Genomic DNA, 12220 nt, shown 5'->3' with positions numbered 1-12220 from the left:
TAGGGTTTGACATCGTGTCAGGGTCAAGGGCCGCGAGTAATTATCTATTTGGCGGCGAGGGGCTTCATCGCGGCGAACTGGCCGAATACACGTACCGCTCATCTACGCCCCTGTCGCGATCAGCGCATCGCGCTGCAGATCAACGGACTGGCGATCGACCTCGCGGCGTTTGGCCGACTGGGCAAGCCGGAGGAGATCGCCGACGCCGTGCTCTGGATGAGCACCGACCTTGGTGCGTTCGTCACTGGTGCATCTATCTCGGTCGATGGCGGACGGTCGCTCTGACCGCGACAAGGCGACTCTGATAGCGTTCTCGAGAGCACATAGGCCATTCTCAAGGTCCTGGGCGGGCTTCCCCACAGAGCGGTCCGCATTATTTGCTCCGTAAGGTCTGATTGATGCCTGCGCGCTCAGCAGCTGGCTGGATAGCAGAATTGGCTGCTCCACGAGAACCAATCCGACACTCGGCAAATGGAGTGACTGTCAGTGTGGAGGGGGCAGCTTAATCTGAAGAGAATCGAGCGGCCTGATGTAGAGCCCCCAATAGGCCTTCAGCGCAGCGATCATCAGTGGAATGGCGCCAAAAATGATGAAGATCAGATCGGCGGGTAAGCGCATCCATTCGAGCTGCCGCGCGATATTGCTGCCAGTGTAAGCGATGCTTCGTGCGTGCCAATAGCCATGTTGCAGCACATCCCATACCTGCAAAACTCCGGCAGGGAACAAGCTCAGGATTACCATCAAGGCGAGCCCGATGTTGCTCCCCCAGAACCCGATGCGGACGTATCTCTCGATGCTCGGCCAGCGCGCGACGTCAGTCGTCTGGCGTAGCACAAACACCATCAGGGCAAGGGCGAGCATGCCGAAGACGCCCATCATAGCGGCATGGCCATGATTGGGCGTCAGGATGGTTCCAACCTCATAATAGCTCACGATCGGCAGATTAATCATGAACCCGAAGACTCCGGCGCCGAGGAAATTCCAGAATCCCACGGCCATGAGGAAATAAAACGTCCATTTATGGGGTAGCGCCGAGGCGACGCCACTTTTGTCGGTTTCGCTGCGCGTCGTGCGGACAAAATCCCATGCGTCGAGCGTCAGCAATGTCAGAGGCACGACCTCCAGCGCGGAGAAAAGCGCTGATGCCGCCATGTTGATCTGGGTCTGTCCTGAAAAATACCAGTGATGCCCCGTCCCCATCAGCCCGCCGAGGAAATAGAGGATCGCGTCGAGATAAATTACCCGCAGCGCTGTGTTCCGGCCCGTGAGGCCCAATTGGAACAACATCAGCGCGACTACGGTGGTTGCGAAGAATTCGAAGAATCCTTCAACCCACAGATGGATGATCCAGAAGCGCCAGGTATCGACCACGGTAAAGTTGGTCTTGGCGCCAAAAAAGAGGGCGGGAACGTAGAAGACGGGGATGGCCAGCGCGCCGAACAGAAACATCCGGGCGATCGGCCGTGCATGGACGTTGGAGACCTGGCTGGGCCGCGCAATCCACCAGAGCAGCGCGAACCACGCCAATAGTCCCACAACGAGCAGATACTGCCAGAAGCGGCCGATCTCGAGATATTCCCAGCCCTGGTTTCCGAACAGGAACCACCAGTCGCCAAGCCACCCGGAGATGCCCGCCCATTCGCCAAGGAGACTGGCGCCGATGACGATGGCGAAAGCCGCGAACAGAAGATGGATGGCTGCGGGCAGCCAGCGGGGTTCGTCGGCGCGCAGCGAGCGGCCCAAAAACAGCGCGGCGGCTACATAGGCCGTTGCGATCCAGAAGATTGCGGTCTGCAAGTGCCAGATGCGCATCAGGTTGCTCGGAAAGATAGTCTCAAGCTGGAAGCCGTAGAAACTTCCTGGATCGGCGCGATAATGCGCAACCGCAGCACCTACGAGCGTCTGCATCAGAAACAGCAAGGAAACGACAACGAAGAATTTGACGAGGGCGCGCTGGCCGGGGCTTGCCTGTCCCGGGATCACCTGCGGCGTGGCGCTATGGCCCCGCGTAATCCAGCCCAGATAATCGAATTTGCCGAATGCAAGCAGTACTGCCGCGATGCCGCCGAGCAGGGCGATCAGACTAAGCGTGCTCCAGAGGAGCGCCCCGGCCGGAGCGACATTGCCAACGCCGGGATCATAGGGAAAATTGTTGGTATAGGAATAATCCGCCCCAGGCCGATCGGTGACCGACGCCCAGGCCGTCCAGCAGAAAAACGCAGTCAAGTCGCGCAATTCTGCCGGATCGGTGATGAGCTTGGGCGCGAGACCGCCGTTGCGCGCTGGGTTGATGAAATAGGATGTCCAGCGGGCTGTCTGCGCGCGGTAGGCAATAGCCTCCGGCGCAGTCAGGCGAAGAGTGTTGCTGGCAGGATCGAAACGATTGGTTTTCAGCGTGACGGCGACCTGACCGCGGATCGACCCTGTCTCGATAGGGGTAAGTGCGTTCAAAGCCTTGGCGAATTGTTGTTGTGCCAGGGAGGTGGCTAGGCTCTCACCAATCTGATGCAGCGTTTCGGCTGAAAAATCAGGGCCAAGATAGGCCCCATGTCCCCAGATCGTGCCATTGTCCATCAAGCCATAGCGCAGAAATATGGCCTGTCCCGAGCGGATCTGATCACCTGTGAACAGGGTCTCTCCGTGAGCATCAATCACGGTATCGGGGATGGGTGGCGCGTTCCGGTAGGAGAGCATGGTGATCGCCAGAAGCCCCACAAAGCCAAGGATCATCACCATCAGGACCGATCGCAGCCACCATTTCGACAAGGGGCTGACTTCAGGATCAAATTTGGGTTGGGCGGCTTCGTCCATTGCGCGTCTCCTGGCGAAACCGAAGGGTTAGAAAGAGTTGAACGGTCCGGCACACGTTCAACATCCGAAATGGGCCCAGCTGACCGTAGACTGATAGACGCCCCGCCATTGGCGGTTGAAGGCAGGGCAGCGCGGAGAGTGGAAGGTGCCTCTCATAAAGAACAGCCGAAAACGGCTGATGATGATCGCAGTTCGCATGCGCTCAGCTTACGGTTGAGACAGTTGGGTGCTCGAACAATATCGTGAGCAGCAAGGCTCCATCTTCAATGCCTTCGATGCCATGCTCCTCGCCGCGATCGAGATACATCCAGTCGCCGATCTCCAGGATGGCCTTCGCGTCTCCGAGCAATACATGCACTCTGCCACGCAGGCAGTGGAGCGTCGCTTGCCCGGCAACGTGGTGCGGCGGGATTACGGCGCCAGCGTGCACGAGGAGGTGGATCGCCTCGAAGGCCTCGGTTTTGACGAGGGCGGTCGTGTGGGCATCATCTCCGCCCACACCCAAGCCTGAGAGATGTACGATCTCGCCGTGCTGCGCGTGATGAAGTGCCATGATCAATTATCTTTCTACCGTTGTCTGAAGCGGTCAATGTCGGCCTGAAATCCATGCGGGCGGGTCGCTGGCAGGAAAGGATTCCCGCGATGCCTCGTCGATTGCGTCGGACTCGGCTTGGCTCTCTTGTAGCTGCTCCACCCTCTTTGTTACGGCCGTTTCCAGCGCAGCGCGTTGCGCGAGAATAGAATCCGTCATCGGTGCGGTGCCTGCAAAATGCTGGGCGACCGCCGCCGCCACATGCGCCGCTAGCGATACATCGGATCGTCCGTGGCAAAGCGCATGGACGGCGTGCGCGACCGCCTCGATGCGTTCGGGATCTATCGATCTGTTTTCGGTATCAGGCACAACGGTCGGACTCCTTCATCGGCTATCTAAAGTGGCGAAAACCCGCGGCTTCCGGCAACCGCACCGATTACGGTAACCAGGCTGAGACCAAGTAGAAGGACATGCGCGCGGTGGAGCAGCCTGAACGCTCCATCCGGAGATCTTGCCGCCCAAACCTCGAACCGGCGACGCAAGATCAGCGGTTCAACGATAAACAGCACCACAAAGAAGATCGACCACACGCATAGCATGGCGTGCATCCACCAGAAATGGAGATCACCGAAGCGATCCCACATTCCTCCGCGCTGGATCATCCACAGGCCGCTTGCGCCCGCGAAGAGAAGCCAGATGCGCGCTTGCGGCGCGAACCGGCTTTCAATGCGGTGAAAGGCAGTCAGCCGCTCCGATGACGGCAGGGCTTTGACCGACGGGATGACCACGGTGGTTGCAAACGCAACCCCGCCGATCCAGCAAATGACGGCCAGGATATGGATCATGCGCGCGATGGTGAGGTCATCCATGTCGGTCGGTCCCTTCAGGCGGCGAGTAGTTCGTCGGCGGGGCCGAAGAACTCATAATGAATTCTGTCCGATGCGACGCCAGCGAGCGACAAGGTGGCGACGAACGCGCGCAGGAACGGTCGCGGGCCGCATAGGTAATAGTCTGCTTCTTCGATCGGCGTATGGGCCGTGAGCCACGGCTCGTCGATCAAGCCATCATGGTCATAGTCCCGGCCCGCAACGTCTTCTGCCCGTGGTGTCTGGTAGAAATTCGTGACGCGGATGTTCGGGTGACCGGTTGCGAGCGCGTGGACGTCATTGGCCAGTGCGTGGGTCGAGCCATCCAGTGTTCCATGAAGATATTGGACGGGAAGGTCAGGATGCTGTTGCGCTATGGCTTCGAGCATTGCCACCATCGGGGTCAGGCCGACTCCGCCGGACATCAGCACGACCGGGCGTTCGGGATTGTCCGTCAGGAAGAACTCGCCTGCGGGCGCGGCCACCTTGAGCACGGTGCCGGGCTTCGCCTGGTCGTGCAGCCAGCCCGAGGCGAGACCCATCTGCTCGCGTTTGACCGAGATACGATAGGTCTCGCCATTGGCTGCTTGTGAAATGCTATAATTGCGTTTGACCGGAGGATGCCCGGGAATCTCGAGCCAGAAGGTCAGATATTGACCGGGCTTGTGGCGAATAACCGGACGCCCATCGGTGGGCCGCAGGATGAACGAGGTGATGACGCTGCTCTCGGGACGGACCTCGTCGACCGCGAACGTGCGCCAGCCCGCCCAACCGCCGTCGGCGGTGCTGTGCTCCTTGTAAAGCCGCTCTTCGCGTGCAATCAGGATATGGGCCAGGAACCAATAGGCTTCGCCCCAGGCAGCGAGAATCTCTTCGGTGGCGGCATCGCCGAGCACGGCCTTGATGGCACCGAGCAGCGCTTCACCGACATGGGGATAATGTTCGGGCAGGATCTGCAGACCGACATGCTTTTGCGCAATCCGCTCGACCGCTGGGGCAAGAGCGCCCAGATTCTCGATGTTCGCCGCATAAGCGAGGATCGCGGCGGTCAAGGCTCGTGGCTGTGACCCCGCGTCACCATGGTGCGACTGGTTGAACAGGTCGCGAATCTCGGGATTTTCGAACATCCGCGCGTACATCTCATGGACAATATCGAGACCATGGGCTTCGAGTGCGGGAACCGTGGCTTTGACGAGCGCGATCGTGCGCTCGCTGAGTGTCTGTGACATCAACGTCTCCTGTCGTGATAATGGGGTAGGCTGGGGCGGGCGGGGTTAGCCGCCCGGCGGTTCACTGTAGAAATCGACCCGCATCTTCATCGCGCCGATTGGTTCGACAAAATGGGGCTGTTCGGGAAGCAATGGTCCCGGGGTGTCGGGATCAAGCAGAAGTTCGGAAGTCGGCTCGAGATAGGTCAGTTTCACTGTGCCTTCGAGCACGCGAACCATGCCCCAGACCCCGGCCTTGGTCGTGTGTCGCGCGCGCAGCGCCGCAGGGAGGCTGGTCTCGTCGAACACCGGGGTTGAGCGATAGGGTTCGGCCATGTCAGGCTGCCAACCGAATGTCGTCGGCGTGGTCCGGATAGGGCGCCACCGCCGCATGGTTGACCGGCAATCCGGCTAGTTCGTTTGCAAAGCTATGATTGATATCGCGGTGATGTGCCTCATCGGCGCGGACCAGGAGCACCACGTCGCGCAAGGTCGCATCGTCTCCAAGCTTCCAATAATGCCGCGCGATTGCTGGCGCCGGGCCATTGGGGGAACGGCCCTCGTCAAGTTCGGCGAGATAGAGCGTGTAGCTGATCACCGCCTCTTCCTCGAAATATCCGACCACGCGGTGTGCGGTCTTGGCGCTGACCAGGTAGAGCGTGAAGAAGGCGAGGTAGAAGACCCACTGAACGGCCAGAATCACGAGCCGCTCGAACATCGTCGGCTTCGCCACCTCGATGAAGGTCATCAGGTGCATCCGTTCGTTCTCCGCTTCCTCCATCAAGGTGCGGATCCAGCCCTTGTCATCGCACATGCGCCGCAGGCAACGCAGGTGCGTCAGCGTTGCGCCGACCATGCCCGGCACCGCCGCTACAGTCTCAAGCACGATGGCACGGTGGCCGTAGCGCTTGGCGAAGAATGTGTCGGCCGTGAACCGCAGTATCTTGGTGAAGGCCAGCGCGATGCGATCGGACGGACCGCGCGGTTTGCAGTGGACGCTAAGGTCAACAAAGGGAGCGGTTGGCATGACGGATTCCTTGACGGTCAGGCCGCCGCGCGGTCTGGTTTGGTTTTTGTATCGAGCTTGAAGAAGAGCGCCAGTTGCAGGCTTTCTGCGATCCGCGCGGCCTTGCTCTGCAGCGCAGCGGCTGCACCGGGCTCCAACACCTCGGCCGTGGTGCTGTTCCAAAGCGCCAGCCAGCGCTGGAACAGCTCGGGACTTATGCGCGTCCGGTGCTTGAGATGCGCGGCCACGGGGTTGCCCTTGTAGCGGCCAGTGGTCAGCATCACCGACGACCAGAAGGTAACCAGCTTGTCGAGATGTTCGGGCCAGTTTTCGATCGCATCGTTGAAGATCGGACCCAGCGATTCGTCTTCGCGGACGCGCTCGTAGAACAGGGAGACAAGCCGCTTGAGGCCTTCCTCCGTGATCTCATTCCCGTCGTCCATCGACCGACTCCAATTCATGTATCAAGAATGCATCTATAAGGCGGCTTTGAAAGATGCAAGAGAAATGCATATATGAATGCAAGGAGATTGCATGCGGCTTACGCGCTACACGGACTATGCCCTGCGGGTGCTCATTTACCTGGGCGCGCGGCCCGATGCGTTGTGCTCCATCGCCGAGATATCGCGCGCCTATGACATCTCGCAGAATCACCTGATGAAAGTGGTCAACGATCTGGTGAACGCGGGCTATCTGGCCAGTGCACGGGGCCGCTTTGGCGGCATCAAGCTCGCCAGGCCTGCAGTGGAAATCAAAGTGGGCGCGGTCATACGGCACACCGAGGATGGTTTCGACCTGGTCGATTGCGGTGAGTGCATCATCGCCCCGGCTTGCGGGCTGACGGGCGCTTTGCGGCAGGCGCTGGCCGCGTTTCTAAACGTGCTGGACGGTTACACGCTGGCAGATCTCATCACAAAACCGGCAGAACTTGGGATGCTATTTAGCGCCGCAAGGAATCGGGATTTGCCCCAGACCGGTTAAAATGGGGTGTTGTGGCCATTGCGAACCGCCAAGCCGGTTCAGCGATGCTTTGCCATATAGTCTGCAAGGACGATCGCGTGATTGTGTTGCTCGTCATGGGCTGCGTACAGCATAATGCCGGGCCCCCGATCGAGCAGTGACGCCAGTTCAGTGACCGCAGCGCCGTTGGCATCCAGCTCCTGGCAATAGCGGCGGTTGAATTCAGCCCAACGCTGCGGATCATGACCAAACCATTTGCGCAGTTCAGTACTCGGGGCGATACTCTTGCACCACGACGTTAAAGCTGCCGTGTCTCGTCCCAGACCGCGGGGCCAGAGCCGGTCGACAAGGATCCGGCTACCATCGCTTTCAGCGGGAGGAGCATAGACGCGTTTGATCCGGACTGGGGGTGGGATAGCCATGGGCCCGGCTCAGGTTTTCGTCTCGGCGATGCACTCTTCCGTGCGCTGGATATTCTCGACATGGCTGGCCCTCATCTCGCTCAGAGCAGCATGCAGAATATCGTCGCGCACGCGTGGAAGCAGCTCTTCTAGCTTGCGCACCACCCAGGCCTGGCCGCGATTGAGGAACGCGAGTCGTTCATGTGAATCGGCGATGGCCATGGCCTTGTCATAGAATGCGCCACAATGCGTAGATGGGATCACCCCAATACGCTTGATCTGGGCAGACAGCATCCCGCACCACTTTGCTTCATCCTCATAGACCGCCTTTATCAGATGCTTCGTCGGCGGATGACGGGCGTCGTTTGCGCTTTCGAGGGTAACACGCGCCCCTGCGCGCTCGGCCTCTAGCAAGACATTGAGCGCGGCAGCGATCTCGTCACGGCCACCATAGCCCATGTAGATGTCATCGCCTTGGGATGCATAACATACAGGGGAGGCAGGCTCGTCGTTCATGACGCAATAGCCGCAGCGGCCCGCAAACCGGTTCTAATGCGCGCCATGACGCCTTCGTCGGCCTTGGTGGAATGCACGGCATAGGCAGAATAAGAGAACTCGGGACTATCGGGCACCAGCGCGAGCCGGCCTTCCTCGAGATAGGACCGTACGAAGCCTTTGCGGAAGTAACCGGTTCCACCGGTGGCGAGGATATAGTCGAGGGCCAGCGGACCGTAGCTGATTGCAACGACGGAATTGGGTTGATCGGGATACGCCGCCTGATAGCTCGCAGCGAATTCTTCGCCCCAGTCGATAAGGACATGATCTTCAGCGCCTAGCACCCGATCGGTAGGCGTGGTGCGCACCAACACCAGTTTTTCTTCGAAAAGCAGTTCTGCAATCACACCGGGGCGGCGTGGTGCGCCATAGAGGATCGCGACATCGAGAGAGCCATCCTGGACCTGCTCCATGAGACTTCCCGCGCTATCGATCTGCGTGCTTACCGCGAACTCGGGACATTCGCGGCGCATCCACAACAGCCAGTGACGTAGCAATGGGCTCCACAAGCTGAGCTCAGCGCCGATGGTCACCACGCTCTCGCGCCCGGGAGGCAATGCGACCGACCTGCGCGCGCGCTCCCACACTTGCACAAGGGTAGTCGCAAATCGCAAGAATTGCTCCCCGGCCGGGGTAAGCTTCGCGCCTGATTTGTTACGGATGAAGACCGGCCGATCGAGCTGCTCTTCGAGCACGCGGATTCGGGCACTCACCGCTGTCTGGGTGAGATTGAGATTGGCAGCCGCGTTCACAAACGTGCCCGTTTTCACAACTTCCAGAAATGTCCGCGCAACTCCGATATCCATCCAGCACTCATTTTCTGGTTAAATAACAATTATATTCATTTGCATGATGACAATAGCAGGAGGAACGAGGGGTCGGCAAGGAGGCACGCCACCATGAAATATCCCGGACCGATCCGGCCTGCTCCGTCGTCGCGCCCTTTTCGCCGCTGGTGGCCGATCCTTTTAACGGTCGCGTGCGCTGCAGGAGGGCAGCTCATATACTGGCTTTGCGCGAGCGAAATCGTCAGTGCGGATACGATTACATTGGCGATCGTGATCGCGGTCCCGGTCGCGGCGTTTTTCCTCGCCGACGATGGCGCCAGGGCTCTTTTCCGCCGACCTACAAGCCAACAAGATGCCGTGCCGCCCTTAAAGCGCTCGTTGCTTCCACCAATCGGTCAAATGACAGACCTTCCTGTCGCCGGCGCGAAACGGCCCAAGGCAAAACCTCACAGCACGCACCTACGCGATGACCGGACGGTGACGAAGCCCCTCGCGATCGACGGTAAAATGCGTGATCCGACAGAGCGTGGAAGCAGCATGCCGGCATCGCCACATATTGGGCATCATCCATGGAGTTAACTGTCATGCCATTTACGCTTCCCCCACTTCCCTTCGATCGGTCCGCTCTTGAACCTGTGCTCTCGGCTGAAAGCTTTGACTATCATCATGGCAAACATCACAAAGCCTATGTCGATAAGGTCAATGGTTGGATCGACGAAAAGGGTCTGGCGGGTAAAACGATCATCGATATTGCGGCGTTTGCGAAAGAAGGTGGTGACAAGCCGCTGTTCAACAATGCAGCCCAAGTCTGGAATCACAGTTTCTTCTGGCAATGCCTCGCACCCATGGACTCGACCAAGCCGTCGGAGAAGCTCTTGAAGATGATCGAGAGCGACTTTGGTTCGCATCAAAATTTAATTCAAAAACTGGCGGCTGAGGCTGTCGGTCACTTCGCGAGCGGCTGGGCCTGGCTGATACTCGAAGGAGACAAGCTCAGGATCACATCGCTTCACGATGCCGATACGCCGATCGTGCACGGCATGACGCCGTTGCTGACCATCGATGTCTGGGAACACGCCTATTATATCGATTACCGCAACGCACGACCAAAATTTGCACAAGAACTGCTGTCTAAAGTGGTCAACTGGGATTTCGTTTCGCGCAATCTCGACGGGGCGGGTGCGGCTCGGGTCGACCAGACCCAATAAGCGCCTCGGTTTTTTTCCGCAAAAATATCGCTGCAAACAACCAATAACATTCGTTTGTTGGAGGCGTATTGCGCGCGGATAAGGAGCCAAGCAAAAATGAGGAATGAGCATGAGTATTCAGCTCGGACAATTAGCGCCTGATTTTGATCAGAACAGCACCGAAGGACGCATTCGTTTCCATGAATGGCTTGGAGACTCGTGGGGCGTTCTCTTCAGTCATCCCAAGGACTTTACGCCGGTTTGCACGACCGAGTTGGCCGAGGTTGGTCGGCTCAAGTCGGAGTGGGACAGGCGAGATGTCAAGGTTATCGGCCTCTCGATCGATCCTGTCGAAGCGCACCGCATCTGGGAGGCCGATATCGAGTCTACTCAAGGGCAGCAGGTCAACTTCCCGATGCTCGCTGACAACGATCAAACGGTCGCGCAGCTCTATGGCATGATCCATCCGATGAGCGATCCGACCGTCACCGTGCGGTCCGTCTTCGTCATTGATCCGCTAAAAAAAGTCCGCCTCATCCTCACATATCCGCCAAGCACGGGGCGCAATTTCGTCGAGATTCTGCGGACGATCGACAGCCTGCAATTGACCGACCGACGCAGCGTCGCGACGCCTGTGAATTGGAAGCCTGGCGACCCAGTCATCGTCTCTCCGAAACTGTCGGACGAGGAAGCCTCGCGACAATTCCCACAAGGCTACGCGACGCTCAAACCATATTTGCGGATCGTCGATCTCGAGGGAGGTTCGGCCGGTGAGCAACCCGCTGCAGCCTGAATCAGTCGTACAAGCCGGCAATGATGATATCGCCGATTTGCTTGAACGAAACCGGCAATGGGCGGGCCGGAAGACCCAAAGCGACCCTCGCTTTTTCGCACGCCTCGTCGGTCAACAGAGCCCGCGATATTTCTGGGTGGGTTGTTCAGATAGTCGCGTTCCAGCAACCGAGATTGTCGATCTCGATCCAGGCGAAATGTTCGTCCACCGCAACATCGCCAATCTCGTGCCGGCCAGCGATACCAATTTCAACGCCGCTCTTTTGTTTGCCGTCAATGTGCTCCGCGTCCGGCATGTTCTGGTGGTGGGGCATTATGGCTGCGGGGGCATTCGCGCGGCTCGAAATGCCGTTGCGAACGACGCAATCGGTTCGTGGCTTGCACCCGTCAGAGCCCTATACTGGCAACATCGCACTGCGCTTCATGCTTTACCGGATGAGCAGGCACGCGAGGATCGACTGTGCGAGCTCAACGTCATCGCCCAGGTTGAGCAGGTCTGCGCCAATGCTGTGGTCGAGCAAGCATGGCGAGATGGTCACGACCTGACGGTACATGGGCTTATCTACGCTATCGGCGACGGCCTCCTGCAAAGTGTTTGCGAGCCAGTCTCGCGCATCCCCGTGGGTAAGGCTCATGTCCGCGACGATGATGATGACGAGAATATATTGTGAGCGATCAGACGCTCTGTGCTGCAGGAACCTCGAACCTGGCCCGAGAATGCCGGGATCTCGCCCACCTTTGCGAGGCGACAAGCGCGGCCAGCCGGGAACTGGACGGTCGAATTGCCCGAACGGTATTTCCCGGACTGGTGGATCTGGAAGAACTTGAGATAGCGGTTTGGCGCTATGGCGACGGTAGCCGCGTTCGCGCGCTACGATATTCCGGCGAGAAGGCAGCGGCGGCGACCCTCGTTCCACCGGGCCACTGGATGGAACGCGATGCGGATCTGCCCGATCGCATCTGGATCTACGGGCCCGGCAGCGACGATGCAGTTTCGGCGAGGCATGTTCTGGAACCGCTGGCGATATCCGCCGCGTGCTTGCGCATGCACGCGCGGCTCAAGGGGATGTCACCGTCAAGGTGATTATTCTCATTCCGTCATTTTGATCATCAT

General features: G+C 59.0%; 18 protein-coding genes. 7 read left to right on the top strand and 11 right to left on the bottom strand.

Going from position 1 to position 12220, the window contains the following annotated elements:
• Positions 1-48: 48 nt before the first annotated feature.
• A complete protein-coding gene (locus AAC640_RS11945; protein ID WP_235955112.1) occupies positions 49-285 on the top strand; it encodes an SDR family oxidoreductase in 237 nt (78 codons plus the stop codon).
• A 198-nt stretch (positions 286-483) separates the two neighbouring features.
• Here AAC640_RS11945 and AAC640_RS11940 read toward each other — a convergent pair whose 3' ends face one another.
• The 8 genes from AAC640_RS11940 to AAC640_RS11905 all read right to left on the bottom strand — a co-directional run bounded on the left by AAC640_RS11940 (position 484) and on the right by AAC640_RS11905 (position 6866).
• Positions 484-2811 carry a nitric-oxide reductase large subunit gene (locus AAC640_RS11940; protein ID WP_340266541.1) on the bottom strand — a complete coding sequence of 776 codons (2328 nt, stop codon included), beginning with the start codon at positions 2809-2811 and terminating at the stop codon, positions 484-486.
• Between the two features lie 202 nt (positions 2812-3013).
• A complete protein-coding gene (locus AAC640_RS11935) occupies positions 3014-3364 on the bottom strand; it encodes a cupin domain-containing protein (protein WP_133722783.1) in 351 nt (116 codons plus the stop codon).
• Between the two features lie 33 nt (positions 3365-3397).
• Positions 3398-3712, bottom strand: a complete 315-nt coding sequence (locus AAC640_RS11930; RefSeq protein WP_133722784.1) for a hypothetical protein — start codon at positions 3710-3712, stop codon at positions 3398-3400.
• Positions 3713-3738: 26 nt separating this feature from the next.
• Positions 3739-4212 (bottom strand): hypothetical protein, encoded by a 474-nt coding sequence (locus AAC640_RS11925; protein ID WP_133722785.1) that lies wholly within the window; start codon positions 4210-4212, stop codon positions 3739-3741.
• A gap of 14 nt (positions 4213-4226) precedes the next feature.
• Complete coding sequence (gene hmpA, locus AAC640_RS11920; protein WP_137903128.1) at positions 4227-5438, bottom strand: NO-inducible flavohemoprotein; 1212 nt, start codon at positions 5436-5438, stop codon at positions 4227-4229.
• Between the two features lie 45 nt (positions 5439-5483).
• On the bottom strand, positions 5484-5753 hold the full coding sequence (locus AAC640_RS11915; protein ID WP_133722786.1) for a DUF1971 domain-containing protein: 270 nt from the start codon (positions 5751-5753) through the stop codon (positions 5484-5486).
• A 1-nt stretch (position 5754) separates the two neighbouring features.
• Positions 5755-6444 carry an alternative oxidase gene (locus tag AAC640_RS11910; RefSeq protein WP_133722787.1) on the bottom strand — a complete coding sequence of 230 codons (690 nt, stop codon included), beginning with the start codon at positions 6442-6444 and terminating at the stop codon, positions 5755-5757.
• Positions 6445-6461: 17 nt separating this feature from the next.
• Positions 6462-6866, bottom strand: coding sequence for a group III truncated hemoglobin (locus AAC640_RS11905; RefSeq protein WP_137903130.1), 405 nt, complete (start codon positions 6864-6866; stop codon positions 6462-6464).
• 91 nt (positions 6867-6957) lie between these two features.
• Between AAC640_RS11905 and AAC640_RS11900 the strand changes: the two genes are divergently transcribed.
• Positions 6958-7404, top strand: a complete 447-nt coding sequence (locus tag AAC640_RS11900; RefSeq protein WP_133722789.1) for an Rrf2 family transcriptional regulator — start codon at positions 6958-6960, stop codon at positions 7402-7404.
• A 38-nt stretch (positions 7405-7442) separates the two neighbouring features.
• Here the strand turns inward: AAC640_RS11900 and AAC640_RS11895 are convergent, their stop codons facing one another.
• Genes AAC640_RS11895 through AAC640_RS11885 form a run of 3 tightly spaced genes read right to left on the bottom strand, consistent with a single transcriptional unit; the run spans position 7443 to position 9145 of the window.
• Positions 7443-7805, bottom strand: coding sequence for a DUF488 domain-containing protein (locus tag AAC640_RS11895; protein WP_340266531.1), 363 nt, complete (start codon positions 7803-7805; stop codon positions 7443-7445).
• 9 nt (positions 7806-7814) lie between these two features.
• Positions 7815-8300: a DUF6306 domain-containing protein gene (locus tag AAC640_RS11890; protein ID WP_133722791.1), complete on the bottom strand. Its 486-nt coding sequence runs from the start codon at positions 8298-8300 to the stop codon at positions 7815-7817.
• Entirely contained in the window at positions 8297-9145 is an 849-nt protein-coding gene (locus AAC640_RS11885) for a LysR family transcriptional regulator (protein WP_169574385.1), read from the bottom strand. Before AAC640_RS11885 ends, AAC640_RS11890 begins: the two co-directional genes overlap by 4 nt.
• Positions 9146-9238: 93 nt before the next feature.
• Between AAC640_RS11885 and AAC640_RS11880 the strand changes: the two genes are divergently transcribed.
• The 5 genes from AAC640_RS11880 to AAC640_RS11860 all read left to right on the top strand — a co-directional run bounded on the left by AAC640_RS11880 (position 9239) and on the right by AAC640_RS11860 (position 12190).
• A complete protein-coding gene (locus tag AAC640_RS11880; RefSeq protein ID WP_133722793.1) occupies positions 9239-9706 on the top strand; it encodes a hypothetical protein in 468 nt (155 codons plus the stop codon).
• Between the two features lie 5 nt (positions 9707-9711).
• Positions 9712-10335, top strand: a complete 624-nt coding sequence (locus tag AAC640_RS11875; RefSeq protein ID WP_340266527.1) for a superoxide dismutase — start codon at positions 9712-9714, stop codon at positions 10333-10335.
• Positions 10336-10444: 109 nt separating this feature from the next.
• Positions 10445-11107: a peroxiredoxin gene (locus AAC640_RS11870; protein WP_133722795.1), complete on the top strand. Its 663-nt coding sequence runs from the start codon at positions 10445-10447 to the stop codon at positions 11105-11107.
• Complete coding sequence (locus AAC640_RS11865) at positions 11085-11777, top strand: carbonic anhydrase (RefSeq protein ID WP_328804677.1); 693 nt, start codon at positions 11085-11087, stop codon at positions 11775-11777. Before AAC640_RS11870 ends, AAC640_RS11865 begins: the two co-directional genes overlap by 23 nt.
• Positions 11774-12190, top strand: a complete 417-nt coding sequence (locus AAC640_RS11860; protein WP_169574387.1) for a hypothetical protein — start codon at positions 11774-11776, stop codon at positions 12188-12190. The genes AAC640_RS11865 and AAC640_RS11860 overlap by 4 nt, the downstream gene beginning before the upstream one ends.
• Positions 12191-12220: the final 30 nt, after the last annotated feature.

Source organism: Sphingobium mellinum (assembly GCF_037860795.1).
Taxonomy (GTDB): Bacteria; Pseudomonadota; Alphaproteobacteria; order Sphingomonadales; family Sphingomonadaceae; genus Sphingobium; species Sphingobium mellinum.
This window is presented reverse-complemented; position numbering and strand designations above follow the sequence as displayed.